The sequence below is a fragment of the Exiguobacterium sp. 8A genome (assembly GCF_902506275.1).
In the GTDB taxonomy this organism is placed as follows: Bacteria; Bacillota; Bacilli; order Exiguobacteriales; family Exiguobacteriaceae; genus Exiguobacterium; species Exiguobacterium profundum.
This window is the reverse complement of the sequence record NZ_LR733630.1, coordinates 658,956-678,367: the sequence shown is the minus strand read 5'-3', so window position 1 is coordinate 678,367 and position 19,412 is coordinate 658,956. Positions and strand designations below refer to the sequence as shown.

The following is a 19,412-nucleotide window of genomic DNA, read 5'->3' as shown; positions in this document are numbered from 1 at the left end:
GGCTATATTCGGATTAAGCATCCATACGATCTAATAATTTTGAGAGTAAAATGAGTTCATCATCTGAAAAATCAGTGAAGACATCCATCAAATATTCAATCTTCATGCTCTCTAACGTCTCAAACAACTCACGACCTTCATCCGTTGCCTGAAGTTCAACGACACGGCGGTCACGCTCGCTGCGTTCGCGAGAGATCAACCCTTTTTTCGTCAACTCATCGGCAAGCGCAGTGATCATCGAAGCTGAAAATTGAAACTCATTTGACAGAGCAGAGGCGATTTGAGGACTCTGTTGACAAAGAGAACGTAGAATGAAGAATTCATTGCGGGTTAAATACTGTGAGAACATCGAACGGAGATTTTTTTTCACTCCACGATAGTTCATCCGGATACCACGTTCAGCGTCTGCAACGAGCTGTCGACGTGAAGCGGTCTGTACGGGTGTTGTCATCCTCGAAACTACCTCCTGGCGATAATATTATTCATATATACTTCAGAACATAGAAACATTCTACATTAAAAACATGTTGTCTGTAAAGTTATAGGGGCTCGTCTTTTGCCCGAATTTGCTGAATGATGTCTTCATAATGTTTCAAGTCCGGATAGAACCGTCTAAAGAAAAATTCAATCTGCGGATCGTCGCCTTCCGCTAACAATTTAGCGAGAACGGCATAGACGACCCCCATGCCTTGTCTCGGTAACAGAGAAGATGGCAACAAGGTTGCGCATTGGACGGCTTGAGTATAGTAAGTCGAAAGTGTGTCATTCAAATCTTTGAACGTACGGATATCGGCGTAATGGAACATTCTCGTCAACTCGACGATGGCAGAGAGGTCCGTCTCGAGTAGCCATTCGCTCTGGAAGATCGCGTTGTCTAGTTTCTCGACCGTTTGATCATTTGCAATATAATAGTTGAGATTATCTCGGGTAATGGCCACTTTTTCAGGAGAGTCAAGAATCTGTTCGACCGTTTCTTGTTCGAATGTTCGCAACTGTTTTCGAATGTTCACGAACTCGGAGTCGGCAATCTCCAATAGACCAGCGACCCGGCTGAAACTTCTTTTGATTTCAGGAGGAACGGCATTCGGATTTTTGTAACCGAGGTCGTGTTCAATCTCGGCCCATGCGTGTTGTAGGATCGAGCGGACTTGAATTTCCGCCTCTTTTTCTGCAAAACGGCGATATTCACCGAGAGCAAGTCGCTTCTCACTTAATTCCACGACATAATGGACAGACAGATATCCGAACTCATTGGAGTCGAGCAACGTCGACTTATCGATGGACTGTTCACGGTCGATAGTGAATTCATCTTCTAAAATTTGCGCAACGGTGCGTACGTCGTCATGAAAGTATGTCACGATCCGTATCCCGGCCAAGTCTTGTACGTCACGTAAGGAACGATATTGATAAGGCTTGCGTGAGAGTTTGGCATATAGACTGTCCGCTTCTTTGGCACGGGCGACGATTGAATGGAACTGGATGCCGGCTTCTGTCAACAATTCACTGAGGAGCGCTTTCAGCTTTGTGGCAAACGCTTCATAATCTTCTTTCTCGTTCAAATATTCAAGCATGATCGTATTCAAGTCTTGTTTTGGCACAGAACTCACTCCTTTTCTCTATCCATAGTATAGCATCACATGTCAGAAACGATATGATAGCATGTATAAGGAGTGAAATAGAAAGAGGTGGGATGGATGCATACATTCCGTTCAGGTGAGAGAGAAAAAATCGAGATTATCGCCGGATTGTTACAACAAGCTGGATATCGCATATCTCGTATCCGCACTGTCGATTCCCAGTTCGTGGTGACCGCTCGATTAGAGGGTAGGACTCAAAGGGAAGGGGAGCACGATCGAATCGAGGGAATCGTGCATCATTTCGACATCGAAGAATGGATCACGAACGAAGAAATGGATTGATTGTATGTTTATCACCTCATTTTTCGGGAATAACAAAAACAGTGAATTACATGACTGTGAACGTTTAGGAGGATGGGGCATGTTAGAGACAAGAGTAGTGAATGATATGACGACGGTGGACCATGAAGTAAATGAGATGGTGTCAGGCGGATGTGTGAACGAGCACATCTACTTGTTCGCCAAAGATGAGGAATTGACCGTTCGATTGGCAGCAGAGGCTGGTGTACAACCATACCGAATCCCAGAGAAAGGGATGTTCGAGTCGTTGCTTTCCAAATTCACGAGCAATTCAGAAGATCGCATGGAACAGATGGAGAGTCTTGGACTCACAAAAGAGATGGTAGATTCACTCGAACGTGAAATCAAAGGCGGTAAAATCGTACTTGTTTGCGATAAATAAAAAATGGACCGGAAAAATCGGTCCATTTTTTATTTTGCTTTGTAATAGGCATTCACGATGCGACGTAACGATTGATGATCGAGACGGAGCGGAGCGAATCCGGCATCCTGAAGCAATTGTTTCGTGTTGTCGTCACGGAATCTAATGTCCCGATTCAAATACGGATTAAATACTTTTACCATATCATTGAACGACTGTTCGACTGAGCTTAGTGTCGATGTGGGCGTTTCCGTGATCGTTAAATGCGGGAATGCTAGGGACTCTTTCATATAGTCGAGCATTGTTTCATTTTTTGGAGGTGCGTCGTTCGTCACGTTATAGATTGTACCCGCCTTCGCGTGCTCGATGGCAGCGAGTAGTACATCCGCTACATAATCGACAGGGACAAGGTTAGAAGTGCCCGTCGCAGAGCCGATCAATCGAATCGATTCGAAGTCATGGCCACGACGTTCCAGTTTCCGTTTGAATAGCTCGAGCGCGCGCATGTATCCATACATCGTAAACTTCGAGTCGGCCTCTCCCGTCTTCGAGTCTCCGACGATGATGGCCGGTCGGAAGATTGAGACGTCAAGCTCATCCCGTGACTCCCAGACCGCCTGCTCGGCGTGTGCCTTGCTCTCTTCATAAGGATTTAAAAAAGACTGAGACACATCGTACAGTGTTTCCCCGCCAACTTCTTTAGCGCCGAGCGTGTAAGCCGTACTCACATGGAAAAAGCGATGGCAGTCAATTAACTTAGTTAATCGAAGGGCCTCTTTCGTTCCGGTTAAATTGGTCTCGAACAATTCATCACGTAATTCTTCATCGAATTTGACGAGTGCAGCCATGTGTAGAAATAAATCAATTTTCCCTTTATGTGTCTCGATGAACTCTTCATTGGCCCCGAGCGCATGTGACGTCAAGTCGCCTGGTAACACTTCAATCGACTTTTGTTCTTCAGCGGTGAATTGTGCCTGTACCTTCTCCGGTGTTCGCGCCAACATACAGACGCGATGCCCCCGTTGAATCAATTCTTTGGCGAGTCGCCCTCCTAAAAATCCGGTTCCACCAGTCATAAAAATATACAATCGCGTTCTCCCTCTCTGTGACATTCTTTACCCATCATATCAACTCTTGTCGCATGTAGCCACTTTGCCTTTCCTGAAATTCCATGTTTAGAAAAAATCGAACTCGGTTATGAACTATAGAGAAGCGTACGAACGGTGCGTAAAGACAGCTTGCCTGTCAAATCCATTGAAGTGAGGTTTTAACGAATCATGGCAAATCTATTCGGAACAGACAAGGATGACGCAAAAAAGAAGCAACAAGATATTGAGAAAACGGTACAAGAGAAAAACATCACCCAAATCCATCTATATTTCTCAGATGTTCTCGGTGATTTAAAACTCTTGACGCTTTCGGCAAAATTGTTGCCTGAAGTCTTTGAGGGAAAAACGATGTTTGACGGTTCTTCAATCAACGGGTTCTCTTCCATCAAAAACTCAGACTTATTCTTGAGACCGGATTTAGATCGTCCACGGTATGAGCAAGACGGCGAGGAAAATATTTTGGCATTCTTCTGTGACGTATGCACTCCGGAGGGAGAGCGATATGAATACGACCCACGTAATGTATTGAAGGATGCACTTGAACGTGCAGCACGTGATGGCTACTCGGTATTCGTCGGGGCAGAGCCGGAATTCTTCATCTTTGACGAGAACGGAGAATTTTATGACGAGGCCGGATATTTCTCGACACGTTCAGAGGATAAAGGATATGAAGTGCGACAGCACATCGCGAACCGTCTAAGTGGTGTCGGGTTCAACATTGAGGCTGTTCACCATGAAGTCGCTCCTGCGCAACATGAGATTGGCATCAAGTACGATGACGCACTCCATACAGCGGATAACATTCAGTTCTTTAAAGAAATCGTCAAGATTGCGGCGAAGGAGAAAGGGGCATCCGTCTCATTCTTGCCAAAACCGTTGCGTGATGTGAACGGTTCTGGAATGCACTTGAACATCTCTGTCTGGAAGAATGATGAGTCCGGAAATCCGACGACCAACGCGTTCGACGAAGTCGATGCGGATTACGGATTGTCGAAAACGGCGCGTCATTTCATCGAGGGAATCTTGAAGCATGCCCGTGCCACAGCAATCTTCACGAATCCACTACCTGAATCATACGAACGTCTCGTTCCTGGATTCGAGGCACCTGTCAATATATGCTGGAGCCCATCGAACCGCAGTTCGATGATTCGAATTCCAGCTTCCCGTGGAAGTGCGACTCGTGTAGAGGTCCGAAACCCTGATCCGAGTGCGAACCCATATTTGGCACTTGCCGCGCTCATTTATGCCGGACTTGAAGGAATCGAGCAACAGCTCGTTCCGTCTTCTCCGAACGAGGACGACTTGTTCGAGTATTCAGCGAAGCAAATCGAGAGCCAAGGCATCGCATCACTGCCTGCGACATTCCATGAATCGATTCAGTCACTGAAACAAGACAACTTCCATGACTACTTTAACCACAATATGATCGATCGCTACTTGTCACTCATTCAAGTGCGAAAATAAAAATGACGCCAGCCGATTGAATCGGCTGGCGTTTTTTGATGATTAATGGATACCACGCATATACACTTTGATTTTCGGTGCAAGTGCGAACAGAATCAAGCTTAAGATGATGGCGACGCCACCAATCACGCCGAAGTAGAGCATCTCGTTCTCAGGTGTGTAGAACTTGACCAGCTGTGCGTTGATCCCTTGCGCCGCAGCGTTCGATAAGAACCAGAGCGACATCGTTTGAGCGGAGAAGGCAGCTGGTGCGAGTTTAGTCGTAGCCGACAACCCGACCGGTGACAAACTTAGTTCTCCCAGAACGACGATGAAATAACTTAAGACGAGCCAGAGTGGGCTGACGAGGGCATCCGGACCACTGAAGTATGCTGGGAGCAGGATGACCAAGAAACTGATTCCGGCAAATAAGATCCCGAAAGCAAACTTCGTCGGAATGCTCGGTTCGCGGTCACCAAGTCGGACCCATAACCAAGCGAAGATCGGTGCCAGTAAGATGATGAACAGTGGGTTCAGTGATTGGAACCATGCTGGTGACAACGTGAATCCAAAGAACTCTAAGTCAGTCCGTGTATCAGCATAGCTCGCCAAAATCGTTGCACCCTGCTCTTGGATCGCCCAGAACATGACGGAGGCGATGAAGAGCGGAATGTAGGCAATGATTCGCGAGCGCTCGACCTCAGTCGTTTTCGGACTGCGATACATGATGATGAAGTAAATCGTCGGGATCGCAATACCGAACACCCCGACGAGTGAGATGAACGTATTGATCGTGAACCATCCGAGTGGAATCAAAATTGCAAGCAAAATGGCAATTCCGATGGTGACAATGCTGACGATTTTTATCGTTTTCTTTTTCTCATCAGGCGTCAACGGATTCGGTACATACGAACCAGCTAAGCCGAGGTTCGTTTTTCGTGTCAATACGAAGACGACGAGTCCAACGAACATCCCGATTGCCGCGAGCGCAAAGCCCCAGTGGAATCCATAGTCTTTTTGCACTTGACCGACGATGAGTGGTGAAATGAACGCACCCAAGTTGATACCCATGTAGAAGATACTGAATCCAGCGTCACGACGGCGATCCGTCTCGCTGTACATGTCTCCGACGATACTTGATACGTTTGGTTTCAATAATCCGGTACCAATGACGATCAACGCCATCGAGATGAACAAGAAGACGACACTACCTGGAATCGAGAGGACGATGTGTCCGAGCATGATGAACACACCACCGTAGAATACCGCGCGAGACGTCCCGAAAATCCGGTCTGCAAGCCATCCCCCAATGACCCCAGACATATAAACGAGCGCGCCATAGACGGACATGATTGAGAGTGCGACGTTTCGGTCTAGACCGAGTCCTCCCTCAGAGACTTCATAGTACATATAGAATACGAGGATGGCCCGCATGCCATAGTACGAGAAACGTTCCCAAAACTCAGTGAAGAATAAAGTGAACAACCCTTTCGGTTGTCCGAAGAAGCCTTTTTGTGGAACACTGTCCACGATTGTCTGTTTATCGATCCTTTCCATGAAAGATCCCTCCTTAACCGTTTTATCATAAAAAGGATTATTATGATTGTAAAGTGAATTGAATGATAATTTCAAATTTTAATAAAGATGAAAAGAATGAAAAGACCACACTTCCGAAATCAGAGAGTGTGGTCAATGAGCGGTTAAGCCGTCTTTTGCTTTGCTTCCGTCGCTTGGACATGACGTCCGAGCTGCCAATAGATGATGCCTGATAAACAACTCGCTCCACCGATGAGGATCAAAGCGATGTGTCCGGCACGATTGTCAAAAAAGACACTTGCGATGATTGGTGCCGTGACACCGCCGATCAGCCATTGGATACTCGCTGCACCGTTATAGGCACCACGCATATTCTCCGGTGCGATCAAGGCGATGAATGTCTGCTGAACAGGGGACATGATCATCTCACCTAACGTATAAAACGCATATACGGCGAGTAAGATCCCGACGAGTGGCACGTAAGGGGTATCGAGTGCGAACAAGGCTCTAGGCACAATCGCAAGCAAGATCATACCGATACCAAATACGGTCGCTCCTGCTAACATGACCTTACCGAACGGCTTGTTCCCGAGTTTTGAAGCAATCGGGAACTGGAAAAGAACTACCATGATTCCATTCAGTGCTAACAGATACGGGAATGGGTTCTGTTGTGCGGTATACGTCGGGAGCGATTCTTTTAAAAAGAGTGGTAGCATGCTCTCGACGACGGAGAATCCCATTGATATGAATATACCCGCAAAGATGAAGACGAGAAACACGCGATCGTTATAAAAGACGCGCAACACTTCCCGGTTGCTTGGAGTCTCATCTTCCGTAAACTCGGGCAACGACTCATGTATGAACGTGCCGAGCGCAATCGCATATAGTCCAAAGACGAATGCCGCCGCAAAGAAGATGAGTTCGCGGTCGATGAACAGCACCGCACTACCAAGAAGTGGACCGAATGCAGCGCCGATGTTATGTCCCATCCGTAAAAGTCCGAACGCTTCGTTCATATGCTCTGGCTCCGTGACATCGGCGACCATCGCGCTTGCGGCAGGGTGGAAGAGCGAGTTCGTCAGTCCGAGCATCGCGTTCAATAAAAGAAGCGGCCAGAACGAGTCGGCGAACGCAAATCCGATGAGGGCAAGTGCGTCCCCAATGATTGCGATCATCATGATTGGTTTTCGACCATACAGGTCTGCTAGACGTCCTCCGATCATCGAACCGAGGAGCGCCATGATTGGGCCAGTCGCCATGATGATTCCGACTTGAAGGTAGCTATCTAACTGGTCACTATAGTAGAGAACAAGGAATGGGGCAATCATGAACATCATAATTCCCGTAATCGTTTCCCCTAAAAAACGAATCCAAATGTTGCGGTCGAGCCGCTTGAGTGATTGAAACATACAGGTCACCTGCTTTATTTAATTTTAGACACAAAAGGGACGTCATATGCATGAAGGCATACGACGTCCCACGTTGTTTATGCATGCCTCGATAGGCAGGCGTCTTAGATATGAATCAATCGAAGAGGTGCCTGCCAATCAGTATGAACTTGAGTGAATGGTTTCGAAGATACTACTGACATGGGAACCTCTCCTTTCTGTTAATTGTGTTCTTCTCCTCAACTGTATGACACATTTCCTCAATGTGTCAACAAATTTATGAGGTGAATCAAAGTAATTCGTTTAGATTTTTTCGGTTCAGTCGATAATCGATGAGACGAGACAAGACGACTTGAATCATGGCCGTGATCGGCACGCTCACGAACATCCCGATGAGGCCGAACAGGCTTCCTCCGATGATAATCGATGTGATGACCCAAAATGGTGTGATGCCGACACTATCTCCGAGAATCTTCGGTCCGAGCCACAATCCGTCAAACTGCTGTAACAAGAATATGAACAAGAGTACCAATACGGCGGTGAACGGATCATAGAAATAGGTGATGATAAACGCTGGGATCATCCCGAGTAGCGGTCCGACGTAGGGGATGAAGTTTAAGACGCCGACGATGACTCCGAGAAGTAGGGCATATGGGGCCCCAATGATCAAGAGTCCAATGACTGCTAGCACTCCAATGATCAGACAGTCGAGTGACTTTCCGATAATATATCGTTTGAAGATATAATCCATCTCTTGAAAAATGTCGATTGTCGTCTTTGCAGTGCCGACAGGTAAAAGCGCATAGAGAAGACGCTTGAACATACGGGCAAAGACTTCTTTGTCCTTTAAGAGATAGATGGAGATCACAATTCCGATCAAGAAGTTAATCAGGGTCATCGTGAAGCTGGAGACGTAACTGACGGATGAAAGTACAGCCGTCTCGACCCAACCCGAGTATCGTGCTTCGAATTGAGCAAAATCAATTGCTTTGGCGATGGTCGCGTTATAATCTTTCAAATAATTGTTCACTTCTCCAAGAAATGCATCAATTTGTCGAATGTAGACCGGTAGTTCTTCAATCAACGATGCGAGACTTGAGTAAATCCGCGGGAACAACGTAACGACCGAAATCGCCAAGAGGCCGATGAACGTGATATAGACGATGAGTAATCCTTGATACCGTTTCAAATGGAACCGTTCTTCAATGTAAGAGAGTACGGTATTGAGTAACAAGGCGATGGCAATCCCCATGATGATGGGGGTCAGTAACTGAAACGTGTATTGTAAGACACGTGAGATGGTATCTGGTTCACTGATGACACGCCATAAGACGAGTAAAATCAGTCCGATTACACTCAGTTTCCAAATAAGTTGACGATTAAGCTCCAATGCTCTATCCCCTCATACAAATATAATTTTTCTACTCTTTTACTATGAATGTTTTTTGAAAAGGATTCAATAGATGTTCACCTTGAAAAAAATGTTTGACACCGTTGGGAATGTCTGGTTAACTTAGGGACATACAAAAATTACATAACGAATGACACTTTCTATCAAGAGAAGCGGAGGGACTGGCCCGATGAAGCTTCAGCAACAGATTGCAAAATACTGTGCTAATTCCAGCAAGGTGACCTTGAGAGATGGAAAGGTGGTTGACTACATACGTCTGTATCGAGCACCCCTTTCCTCAGAAAGGGGTGTTTTTTCGTATTAGGAGGATCCATCATGGCAGACAGACGTTCCAAGTTATTAAAATCGTTACCGACACAACACTTTGTCGGATTAGCAGAAGAAGTCGCGGCAGTCGAGGCGAGTGGCAAGACCGTCATCCGACTCGGACAAGGCACACCCGACTTACCGACACCAGCTCCAATTTGTGAAGCGCTTGAACGAGCATTGACAGACCCGACGACCCATCAATACGGACCGTTCCGAGGACAGACTCGACTAAAAGAAGCCGTGGCCGCATTCTATCAACGTGAATACGGAGTCGACCTCGACCCAGCAAAAGAAGTGGCGATTTTGATTGGCAGCAAATCGGGTCTCATCACTTTGCCTCAGTGTCTTCTTGAGCCGGGTGAAGGCATCTTGCTCCCGAACCCTGGCTATCCCGATTATATCTCGGGAGCGCGTCTCGCCGGAGCGGACATCATCGATTTGACGTTGAAGGAAGAGCACGGCTATCTCCCAGATTACGCAACGCTCGATCCGCTTCATGCACGACTTATGTATTTGAACTACCCGAGCAATCCGACCGGCGCTGTCGCGACGCCAGCCTTCTTTGAGGAGACGGTTGAATTCGCCACAAACCATAATCTGATGGTCGTACATGACTTCGCCTATGGAAGTATTGGCTTTGATGGGCATGTCCCGCCAAGTTTTCTCCAAGCCGAAGGGGCGAAAGAAATTGGGATTGAGGTATATACGATGTCGAAGGCGTTCAACATGTCGGGATGGCGTGTCGCGTTCGCAGTCGGGAACGCAGATATCATCGAGGCGATCAATACGTACCAAGATCATGTTCACGTATCCGTGTTCTCTGCCATTCAAGAGGCGGCCATCGTGGCGTTAGAATCGCCGCGTGACTTACGTGACAATCTAGCCTCACTTTACGAAACAAGACGAAACCGATTGATTGACGGGTTACGCCGGGCAGGGTGGGAGATTGAGGCACCGAAAGGTTCTTTCTTTGTATGGGCGAGAGTACCTGAAGGCGATGCAAAATCATTCTCGACGAAGTTACTTCAAGAGGCTGGCGTCGCCGTCACACCGGGCTACTTCTTTGGAACGGAGGGGGAGCACCACATCCGGTTTGGCCTCGTATCATCTGAACAGAAGATTGATGAAGCGGTAGAACGGATTGAAAGACTGTTTGCAGCCTACGAGGAGGTCCATCAATGATTCGACAAGCGGTGCTGGAATACGACCATTCGAACGATGCACTCAATAAACTTTATTCTTTGATTGGGAATCGGGAGGCACTCGTTTTGAAAGGAATTAACGGATACGATGAAGCGGTTCGCGTGTCCCCTCGTCTAGCAGAAGTTCCGAGTGTACGATTCAACGGGGAATGTTCAGACGAAGAATTCAAACGATTAAAAGCGTATCGACCTGACGTATGGATTGCCGTCGGTGGCGGTAAATTGATTGATACGGCGAAGCGGATTGCATTTACCCAGTTGGTCCCGCTCATCGTCATTCCGACACTTGTGTCAAACTGTGCCGCCTTCACCCCGCTCAGCGTGATCTATGGAGAAGACGGTACATATTTACGATATGATACGTTCCCCGTCGTCATCGAGCGCGTCATCGTGGACACACGATTGTTACGCGACTCACCTTATGACTATTTCAGAGCCGGTGTGATTGATACGGTCGCGAAGTGGTTCGAAGCCCGATATATTAGCGGAACAACATCAAGGGACGCAGGGATTCAGTCGGGGCTTTCGCTTGCGGCACAGTGTGGAGCGTTGATGGATTTGTCCATTCGTGAAGATGACTTCCGCCGTTATGACACGGACATCCGATATATCGTTGATCATGTCCTCGCCATCGGAGGTGCCGTCGGTGGGTTCGGCGATGCCGGCACTCGTGTCGCCGTCGCCCATGCAGTGCATAATGCGCTCAGTCGTTTTGATTCGACGCATCACTGGTTGCACGGGGATAAAGTAGGCTTTGGGCTGATCGTTCAAGAACGATTGGCTTCATCCAAAGACGCCTCATTCCTCGAGAATTGGCTACACGCCATCGCCGCTCCAACGTCACTCGAACAACTTGGCATTCGCTTTGATCAAGTCGATGAATTGGTCGACTATGTCATCGAAGAAATGTCGATTCAAGGCATACGCAAAATCGAAGATGCTGGACGATTAAAAGATTTTTTCAGAAATCTTCAAGAAATGGTTTACAAATAATTCTTTTATCAGTAATATAATAACAAAATAATAGAACCGATTGCTTATCAAGAGTGGTGGAGGGACTGGCCCGATGAAACCCGGCAACCAGATCAGAAATGATCATGGTGCTAATTCCAACAGACGAGACGTCTGGGAGATGAGCGTGTCCGACTTTCACGTGTCGTGCCCGCCGCTCTTTTTGAGTAGCGGGCTTTTCATTTGGAGGAGGAATCATTCATGAACATTAAACAAAAAACAATTTTGGCAGGTACATCTATCCTTGCGGCCATCGCACTCTCAGCGTGCGGACAATCCGAGGCGAGCGAGACGCTAAGCACGAAAGAGCTAACGATCGGCGTGACTGGTGGACCACACGAGCAAATCGCCGAGAAAGTACAGGAGCTCGCAAGAGAAGATGGGCTCGAAATCGATATCAAAGTATTTAATGATTACAACACCCCGAACACCGCTCTCGACGAAGGAAGTCTCGACGTGAACAGCTATCAGACGCTCTCGTTCCTCGAACTGCAAAAATCGGACAAGGGATATAAGATTGACGACGTCTTCAAGACGGTCGCTTTCCCGATGGGGCTCTATTCAGAGAAGTTGACGGATATCAAGGACTTAAAGGAAGGCGATAAAGTAGCCGTCCCGAATGACCCGGCGAACGAGCTCCGTGCGCTACGATTATACGAAACGGCCGGACTCATCACGTTAAAAGAAGGATTGACGGATAAAGCGACGAAGCGCGACATTGCTGAGAATCCGCTCAACCTCGAATTCATTGAACTTGAAGCATCCCAACTGCCGACGCAACTCCCGGAAGTGGCACTCGCGGCCATCAACACGAACTTCGCGATGGGAGCGGGTCTATCCATTAACGAAGATGCCCTCTTCCATGAAGATACGGTCGACAACCCATATCCGAACTACGTCGTCGTCCGTTCGGCCAATAAAGAAGATGAAGTCGTGAAGACACTGAAGTCTTACTATCATTCAGATGAAGTACGTGCCTTCATCGAAGAAGAATTCAATGGTTCGGTCGTGCCGGCATTCTAAGGAGGGGTCTTATGATTGAACTGAAACAAATCACCAAGGAGTTCAAGGTCAACGGAGACACGATCACGGCACTCGATGATGTCTCCCTCACGATTGAGAGAGGGGAAATCTTCGGAATCATCGGGCGAAGTGGTGCCGGTAAGAGTACGCTCATCCGGATGATCAATCTTTTGGAGCGTCCGACATCAGGCGTAGTCGAGATTGAAGGACAAGATATTACACTTCTTAAGAAAAAAGGGTTGTCGACGTTACGCCAGCGAATCGGTATGATCTTTCAGCACTACAACTTGCTGAAAACCGCGACCGTCGAAGAGAATGTCGCCATCCCGCTTCGTCTCGAAGGTCTGGAAAAACAGGTCATCCGCGAACGGGTCGACCGCTATCTCCAAATCGTCGGGCTGAGCGAACATCGGAACCATTATCCTGAACAATTGTCAGGTGGACAAAAGCAACGTGTCGCCATTGCGCGAGCACTCGCCCATGAGCCTGATATTCTCCTCAGTGATGAGGCGACGAGTGCACTCGACCCTGAGACGACTGAGTCGATTTTAGAGTTACTGCTCGAAATCAATCGTGAGCTTGGATTGACGATTTTCTTGATTACGCATGAGATGGAAGTCATCGAACGAATCTGTGATCGAGTCGCCGTCATCGATCGTGGCCAAATCGTTGAACAAGGACACGTACTAGACGTCTTCTCCAATCCGTCACACGAAACGACCCAGAAGTTCCTAAAGACAAATCTTGACGTGCCAGAAGAAGTCGTATCGGAACTCCAGACTCGGGGAACGCTCGTCCACTTGTCGTTCATCGGCAGTCAGACGGAACAGGCAGTTCTGGCCCAACTGACCAAGCGGTTTGGTATTCTACCGAACATCATTGGAGGCGGGATTAAAAAGTTAAAGGCGGGTCTTGTCGGAAACTTGCTCGTTCATCTCGATGGAGATCATGATCAAACGGAACTCGCCGTCCGTTATTTGAAGACGAGCGGCGTACATGTGAGGGAGGTGTCAAACCATGCAACAGTTTTGGACAGACTGGGGTGATTTAATATGGACGGGAACGGTCCAAACCTTGACGATGACGAGTATTGCGCTATTGATTTCGACATTGATCGGATTGCCGCTCGGGACGTTGCTCGTCTTGACAAGACCGAACGGAAGACTCGCAAACCGATTCGTCTATGGTGGCTTGTCGAGCGTCATCAACGTCATCCGTTCAATCCCTTTCATCATTCTGTTATTCTTCATCTTGCCGTTCACACGGTTCATCATGGGAACGACGATTGGCGTGCAGGGCGTATTGCTCCCCTTGATCGTCTTCACCGCTCCGTATATCGCTCGACTCATGGAGTCGGCACTACTCGAAGTCGACCGCGGGGTCATCGAGGCGTATGAGGCAATGGGAATCTCGACGAGAAAAATCATCTGGTACGTCCTCATTCGAGAAGCTCGGTCTTCCATCGTTCTCGGATTGACGATTGCGACGATTGGGTTGATTGGAGCGACGGCCATGGCCGGACTCGTCGGAGCAGGTGGGCTAGGTGATATCGCCTATCAATACGGACATCTCCGTTTCGAACCGGAAGTCATGTACGTGACCATTTTCGTCCTCATCCTCCTCGTTCAATCCATCCAATCCTTCGGGAATCGACTGGCGGCAAAATTGAAAAAGGCATAAAAAGAATCGTGTCGCTTTCGCGTCACGATTTATGCGTTATGGAGCAGACGTTTCAGTTCGGCGATGCGATCATGTCTCGGGATGAACGTCCGAATCTCTTTCTCACTGAAACCGACCTGGATGCGATGATGATCGAAGACGATCGGACTTTTCAGGATTTGAGGATTCGAGGCGACGAAGCTATATAGCTCACGAATCGACATCTCGTCAAGTTTCTCTGCCGCTTGTTTATAGACACTCTTTTGGACCGACAACAAATCGGTCGTCCCATTTTCCGTCAGGCTCAACATCTCTTTGAATTCTCCGAAGGATAAACCTTGGTCTGTCAATTTCTTTTCGATGAAGGGAATTTTTTGTTCCCGTAACCAATCAATCGTTTTTCTGGAAGAACTGCAGCTTGTATGCGTGAATACCGTGACCGTCACGACAACCACTTCTCCTTTACATCAGTTTGGTTCTAACTATTATCTCCTTTTATACGTTCGAGTTCGTGATTATGTTTCAAATCACATACAGTTTCTTTTTGATTGAGGACCACTTCGTTCGGGTACAGATTCCATGAGTAACCAGATAAGGAGGAATGAAGATGTTTGACTATACCGTACAATCCGACCGTACCGTAGATGATGTTGTCGTTCGTCTCGGAGAAGCATTGAAAGAAGAATCATTCGGGGTGCTGTGGGACTTTGATTTGAGTGAGACGCTTGAGAAAAAGGGACAGGGGATTGATGGGAAGTATCGCATCTTAGAAGTATGCAATCCGAAGGCGGCAAAAGAAGTGCTGTCGCAACAGTTAGAAGGGGGCTATTTCCTTCCATGTAAAATCGCGGTGTTCGAAAAAGACGATCATACCCAAATCGGCATGCCGAGACCGACTGAATTAATTCGCCTCATCGATGACGAATCGTTACAAGCCGTCGCTTTAGACGTCGAGTCCCGATTGCAACGTGCCATCGACCAAAGTAAATGATTGTTCTACCATCCGCTCATGAAACGTGAGCGGATTTTTTTCGTATAAGATAGTTAGATAATGGTAAAATTGGATGGTACGATTGGAGGAGGGGATATTTTGTACAAAAGAGGAATAATGATGTTACTGAGTGCTTCATTTTTAAGCGCATGTGGGGCATCTGAAATAGAAGTGATTCAACTGGATTACATAGAGGATCAATGGAATGTGGAAAGCTATTCAAAAGAAGGGGAAATGATTGAAGTTCATGAGACAAAAGAAGTATTGGCTGCATGCGTTGGGGAGCGTGCAACCGAATTAAAGGGTGACATCACTGTATATCAAACGGCGATTGCAGGGAGAACAGAACCTGTTTCAGCCATGACCTCATATACTATGAAAGTCGTGACGTACTTAGAAGGTGACGAACGGTATGTCGTTTGTCGTGAAAGTTACACCAATCAATTGATGGCGGAAGCGATTGACTCGTTTCCAGACTTTGTGAATACAAGTGACGGAATTCGCCTTCCACGACTCCCTCGTATTCATGAGACAACTTCCGCACTACAGAATGAGTTAATGGAAGCAGAAGGATTGGACATCAACGGGAATTCCATCACCCCGTTCCCGCATACGTTATTGGAAATCGAACCGGCGCTCTATGGCGAACTTGAAATGAAACTTGATGGCAAGGTGATCCGTTATCCGATTGCGCAGTTCGAGCCGCGAGGATTTGAGATGCCGAATCAACAGATTGCCATCGGATATGATAACAAGACGTTTCGTCCATATATTCTCTACTCGTTTGACGGACAATTTTTTATGCCGCACCCGATCGAGTTTGGTGAGTTAGATGACCCTGAGTCAAAAGAGAACACGGTCTATTCCGAGCTGGAAATCAAGACAGTCGCGACAGTTCGCGAACTGAACGAAGGAGAGGAGCATCAGTTCTATACTTTCTCGTATTTGAAAAACGGGAAACGTGTGTCCGAAACGATGACGATTCGCTTCGCTCCTGGCATGTTGTTAAAAGAAGGAGAAGAACCGGATCCGATGTTTGAGGATTGGTTGCCTGTTGAAGAAGCCGGTCCAAGGGTCATCGTCCATCGCCACCCATACGATGGAGGGGCAATGGATTTCGCAGAATATAGTGAGGCCACCAAAGAGGAAGCGAAAGAATTGTTCGACATAATCAATCAGGCAGACCCCGTCGATCGCCACGGAGAAGATTCAGAATATCGATATTTGACCTTAACAGACGGTTGGAAGGGGCAAGTATTCGAAATCAGTTATAAAAAACGTTCGAAAAAAATTGATATCTATTTAACGGACTCGCTCCGCGATCAAACATATAAATTATCGAGCGAAGGAGCGGAGGCATTCTTAGACACGTTTCCGCGTCTAAGGGAAACATTATGAAACGAATCCTTTTATTCATTTGTTGTATTGGTTTGTTGACAGGTTGTGATGATGAACAGATGGATGTCGTAAAGATAGACTACCTCCCGGAACATTGGAATGTGAAAGATCTACATTCAGGTCATATGGCTGCCAAGTCAGTGAGGTGGACGGCCGATTTACTCGATGCGTGTTCTGGTAAAGCGATTTCACGTATCGACGAGGACGTCACTGTCTATCGTTCGTATGAATTGAATCGAAAATTCGATGATGCACATAAAATCGTGATGTATATGGAGGGAGATCAACCATACGCTGTTTGCTATGACAGTGCTTCTGAACAAATAAGGGCGGAAGAGATAGATGAATTTCCTCACTTTGTTCATATAGAAGAAGGGACCGACATCTTGAGTAAGCCAACGATTCGTAAAGGTACACATGAAGAATTGAAAGAAATGGAACAGAAAGACCAAGGTCATTTCTATCCTGTGCCCATCCGTCTCTTCGAAGGGACGATGATTCATGTGACACCCTCATTATATGGTCAGATCGATTTAACGATTGGAGATCGGCAGGGTCTTTTTCCACTTTCTCATTTAGAACCGTTTAATGCCCAAACGGAAGAAGTAGCAATCGCGCTCGGGTATGACGAACAATCGAAAGAAGCGTATTTTTATTACGAGAAAGAAGATGGATTGACGACCATACTTCCTTTAGTCGTGTGGAATGACAAAGAGCATAAACACGAGCCGATTCAATTCGAAGGACTACGAGTAGAACAGGCATTACAGGGGGACATTCTCGAACCTGGTGTTAAGACGCCTCTATATACGTTCTCCTTCATTGAAGGTGGGAAACGTGTGAATGAAGTGATCAGTCTAACTTACTTGAATGGTGAATTTTCGACAAATGATGCTGTCCGCAACGCAAGCGAATCAAATCCTGCTGGCGAAACTGATCCATTCGTTTTCGTTCATGAGAAACCTTTAAACGGAGCAATCGATATCCAGTATCCGGACGTGCTACGAGCTGAAGGGAACGACATATCTGATTTGATGGCTGTAATCAAGGATGCTACACCTGTCAAACGTGCTGGAGATGTGACTGACTATTCGCGTCTTTCGATCGTCGATGGTTGGGGTGGTCAAGAATTTCAGTTAAGTTTCAAGGAACGATCTCAAAAAATCGATGTTTATCTGACGGATCCACTTCGCGATCAAACATTTAAATTATCAAGCAAAGGAGCAGAACGGTTCTTGGATGTATTTCCGGAGGTGAAAGGGTCATGATGAAACGAATGCTATTGATGTTAAGCGCAGTCGGGATTTTATCGGGTTGTGGTAGTGAAAAAATGGATGTCGTGCAGCTAGACTATATGCCTGAGCAATGGAACGTGGGCGATTTGTATTCGAATCAGATGGATGCCGAATCGGAGACATGGACGACGCACATCCTCGATGCATGCACAGGCGAGCCGATTACACAGATTGAAGGGGATGTGACGGTTTTCAATTCATATGCGCTGAATCGGAAAGTCATGATATCAGATTATGATCCGAACTCATATAAATTAGTGACATTCTTGAAAGGAAAAGAAAACTACACCATTTGCTATGATGGAGACTATTCCAACATGAAATTAGGGAAGATTGATGAACTACCGGACTTCCTCGATTTATCAGCGGGTATCAAAGTCCCGAGCGTCCCGAAGATGAAAGCGGGTACGAAAGAGGAAGAACACGACGCAGAACAGAGTGACCCATCCGAGTACCTTGGGATGCCCATCAACCTGTTCGAAGACACGATGATTCATTTGACCTCTCCTTTGAATGGCGCGATTGCGTTAACAGTAGGTGAACAGGAAGGAATCTTTCCCATCTCAACCATTGAACCATATAATGCGCAAATGGGAACCGCAAAGATTGCACTCGGATATAATGACAAATTGAAAGCCGCTCACTTTTACTTCGAAACTACGAACGGTACGACATCTATTCAACCTTTCCTTGTATGGGATGAGAAAGACGGCGCACATGTCCCCATCCAATTCGAAGGATTACAAGTCGAACGGGTCCTCCAGACGGATACATTAGAGCCGGGAGTTAAGACACCTCTTTACATATTCTCATACATAAAAAATGGGAAGCGTGTGAAAGAAGAAGTCAGCTTGACGTACACGAAGGGCGAGTTTGCCACGAAAGATTCCATTAAAGAATCCACTGAAGCAGGACTCATTGCAAATCCTTCCGTTCCGCGAGGTCCGTTTTTCTTTCTCCATAAAAACCCGTTAGATGCGGAAGCCACATTGAATTATCCGGATACATTGCGTGCGGCTGGCATCGACATGTCTGATTTGATGAACGCATTTAAGGAGGCAGAACCGGTGGATCGAGCTGGAGAAGTGGGGGACTATCCTCTTCTCACCATCATAGATGGATGGAAAGGGCAAGAGTTTCAGTTAAGCTTCCAGAAACGGTCTAAAAAAGTAGATGTCTATGTGACGGATGAAACACGAAACCAAACGTTCAAACTGAGCAGTGCAGGGGCGGAAACGTTTTTCTCCTATTTCCCTGATTTAGATGAGTGAAAGGCGCCCCTTGGCGTCTTTTTATTTGGTAAATACTTCAAATCCAAGATATTGACCTTCTGTATAAA

At 46.9% G+C, this 19,412-nt stretch carries 19 protein-coding genes and 2 riboswitches; of the genes, 12 read left to right on the top strand and 7 right to left on the bottom strand.

Features of this window, described 5'->3' with window-relative positions:
• Window positions 1-13: 13 nt before the first annotated feature.
• Entirely contained in the window at window positions 14-451 is a 438-nt protein-coding gene (locus GVY42_RS03475) for a MarR family winged helix-turn-helix transcriptional regulator (RefSeq protein ID WP_012726357.1), read from the bottom strand.
• An 88-nt stretch (window positions 452-539) separates the two neighbouring features.
• The gene (locus GVY42_RS03470) at window positions 540-1,598 is read right to left on the bottom strand and encodes a GTP pyrophosphokinase family protein (protein ID WP_224861169.1); all 1,059 of its coding nucleotides are present in this window, start codon (window positions 1,596-1,598) and stop codon (window positions 540-542) included.
• Between the two features lie 96 nt (window positions 1,599-1,694).
• Here GVY42_RS03470 and GVY42_RS03465 point away from each other — a divergent pair, with 96 nt between their 5' ends.
• Together GVY42_RS03465 and GVY42_RS03460 are read left to right on the top strand one after the other, a co-directional pair.
• Window positions 1,695-1,919, top strand: coding sequence for a hypothetical protein (locus tag GVY42_RS03465; protein WP_159562341.1), 225 nt, complete (start codon window positions 1,695-1,697; stop codon window positions 1,917-1,919).
• 79 nt (window positions 1,920-1,998) lie between these two features.
• Complete coding sequence (locus GVY42_RS03460; protein ID WP_031423645.1) at window positions 1,999-2,319, top strand: general stress protein; 321 nt, start codon at window positions 1,999-2,001, stop codon at window positions 2,317-2,319.
• Window positions 2,320-2,348: 29 nt separating this feature from the next.
• Here GVY42_RS03460 and GVY42_RS03455 read toward each other — a convergent pair whose 3' ends face one another.
• Window positions 2,349-3,386, bottom strand: a complete 1,038-nt coding sequence (locus GVY42_RS03455) for an SDR family oxidoreductase (RefSeq protein ID WP_159562340.1) — start codon at window positions 3,384-3,386, stop codon at window positions 2,349-2,351.
• A gap of 189 nt (window positions 3,387-3,575) precedes the next feature.
• Between GVY42_RS03455 and GVY42_RS03450 the strand changes: the two genes are divergently transcribed.
• Window positions 3,576-4,871, top strand: a complete 1,296-nt coding sequence (locus GVY42_RS03450) for a glutamine synthetase family protein (protein ID WP_047795294.1) — start codon at window positions 3,576-3,578, stop codon at window positions 4,869-4,871.
• A gap of 42 nt (window positions 4,872-4,913) precedes the next feature.
• Here the strand turns inward: GVY42_RS03450 and GVY42_RS03445 are convergent, their stop codons facing one another.
• The 3 genes from GVY42_RS03445 to GVY42_RS03435 form a co-directional block, all read right to left on the bottom strand.
• Window positions 4,914-6,407, bottom strand: a complete 1,494-nt coding sequence (locus GVY42_RS03445) for a peptide MFS transporter (protein ID WP_159562339.1) — start codon at window positions 6,405-6,407, stop codon at window positions 4,914-4,916.
• 143 nt (window positions 6,408-6,550) lie between these two features.
• A complete protein-coding gene (locus GVY42_RS03440; protein ID WP_031423648.1) occupies window positions 6,551-7,795 on the bottom strand; it encodes an MFS transporter in 1,245 nt (414 codons plus the stop codon).
• Between the two features lie 268 nt (window positions 7,796-8,063).
• Window positions 8,064-9,164, bottom strand: coding sequence for an AI-2E family transporter (locus GVY42_RS03435; protein WP_159562338.1), 1,101 nt, complete (start codon window positions 9,162-9,164; stop codon window positions 8,064-8,066).
• A gap of 158 nt (window positions 9,165-9,322) precedes the next feature.
• Window positions 9,323-9,422: riboswitch (SAM riboswitch) on the top strand.
• A 78-nt stretch (window positions 9,423-9,500) separates the two neighbouring features.
• Between GVY42_RS03435 and GVY42_RS03430 the strand changes: the two genes are divergently transcribed.
• From GVY42_RS03430 to GVY42_RS03410, 5 genes are all read left to right on the top strand, one after another.
• Window positions 9,501-10,676 carry an aminotransferase class I/II-fold pyridoxal phosphate-dependent enzyme gene (locus tag GVY42_RS03430; RefSeq protein ID WP_159562337.1) on the top strand — a complete coding sequence of 392 codons (1,176 nt, stop codon included), beginning with the start codon at window positions 9,501-9,503 and terminating at the stop codon, window positions 10,674-10,676.
• On the top strand, window positions 10,673-11,689 hold the full coding sequence (locus GVY42_RS03425) for an iron-containing alcohol dehydrogenase (RefSeq protein WP_159562336.1): 1,017 nt from the start codon (window positions 10,673-10,675) through the stop codon (window positions 11,687-11,689). Before GVY42_RS03430 ends, GVY42_RS03425 begins: the two co-directional genes overlap by 4 nt.
• A gap of 41 nt (window positions 11,690-11,730) precedes the next feature.
• Window positions 11,731-11,835, top strand: a riboswitch (SAM riboswitch).
• 73 nt (window positions 11,836-11,908) lie between these two features.
• Window positions 11,909-12,730, top strand: a complete 822-nt coding sequence (locus tag GVY42_RS03420; RefSeq protein ID WP_159562335.1) for a MetQ/NlpA family ABC transporter substrate-binding protein — start codon at window positions 11,909-11,911, stop codon at window positions 12,728-12,730.
• Between the two features lie 11 nt (window positions 12,731-12,741).
• Window positions 12,742-13,776: a methionine ABC transporter ATP-binding protein gene (locus GVY42_RS03415; RefSeq protein WP_159562334.1), complete on the top strand. Its 1,035-nt coding sequence runs from the start codon at window positions 12,742-12,744 to the stop codon at window positions 13,774-13,776.
• Window positions 13,748-14,410: a methionine ABC transporter permease gene (locus GVY42_RS03410; protein ID WP_012726344.1), complete on the top strand. Its 663-nt coding sequence runs from the start codon at window positions 13,748-13,750 to the stop codon at window positions 14,408-14,410. Before GVY42_RS03415 ends, GVY42_RS03410 begins: the two co-directional genes overlap by 29 nt.
• 29 nt (window positions 14,411-14,439) lie before the next feature.
• On the opposite strand, the gene GVY42_RS03405 is transcribed toward GVY42_RS03410, so the two are convergent.
• Complete coding sequence (locus GVY42_RS03405) at window positions 14,440-14,835, bottom strand: Spx/MgsR family RNA polymerase-binding regulatory protein (protein WP_012726343.1); 396 nt, start codon at window positions 14,833-14,835, stop codon at window positions 14,440-14,442.
• Window positions 14,836-14,996: 161 nt separating this feature from the next.
• Between GVY42_RS03405 and GVY42_RS03400 the strand changes: the two genes are divergently transcribed.
• The 4 genes from GVY42_RS03400 to GVY42_RS03385 all read left to right on the top strand — a co-directional run bounded on the left by GVY42_RS03400 (window position 14,997) and on the right by GVY42_RS03385 (window position 19,344).
• Complete coding sequence (locus GVY42_RS03400; protein WP_012726342.1) at window positions 14,997-15,380, top strand: DUF302 domain-containing protein; 384 nt, start codon at window positions 14,997-14,999, stop codon at window positions 15,378-15,380.
• A 120-nt stretch (window positions 15,381-15,500) separates the two neighbouring features.
• Window positions 15,501-16,778: a hypothetical protein gene (locus tag GVY42_RS03395; RefSeq protein WP_159562333.1), complete on the top strand. Its 1,278-nt coding sequence runs from the start codon at window positions 15,501-15,503 to the stop codon at window positions 16,776-16,778.
• The gene (locus GVY42_RS03390) at window positions 16,775-18,046 is read left to right on the top strand and encodes a hypothetical protein (RefSeq protein WP_159562332.1); all 1,272 of its coding nucleotides are present in this window, start codon (window positions 16,775-16,777) and stop codon (window positions 18,044-18,046) included. The genes GVY42_RS03395 and GVY42_RS03390 overlap by 4 nt, the downstream gene beginning before the upstream one ends.
• Complete coding sequence (locus GVY42_RS03385; protein WP_159562331.1) at window positions 18,043-19,344, top strand: hypothetical protein; 1,302 nt, start codon at window positions 18,043-18,045, stop codon at window positions 19,342-19,344. Before GVY42_RS03390 ends, GVY42_RS03385 begins: the two co-directional genes overlap by 4 nt.
• The last annotated feature ends 68 nt before the right edge of the window (window positions 19,345-19,412 follow it).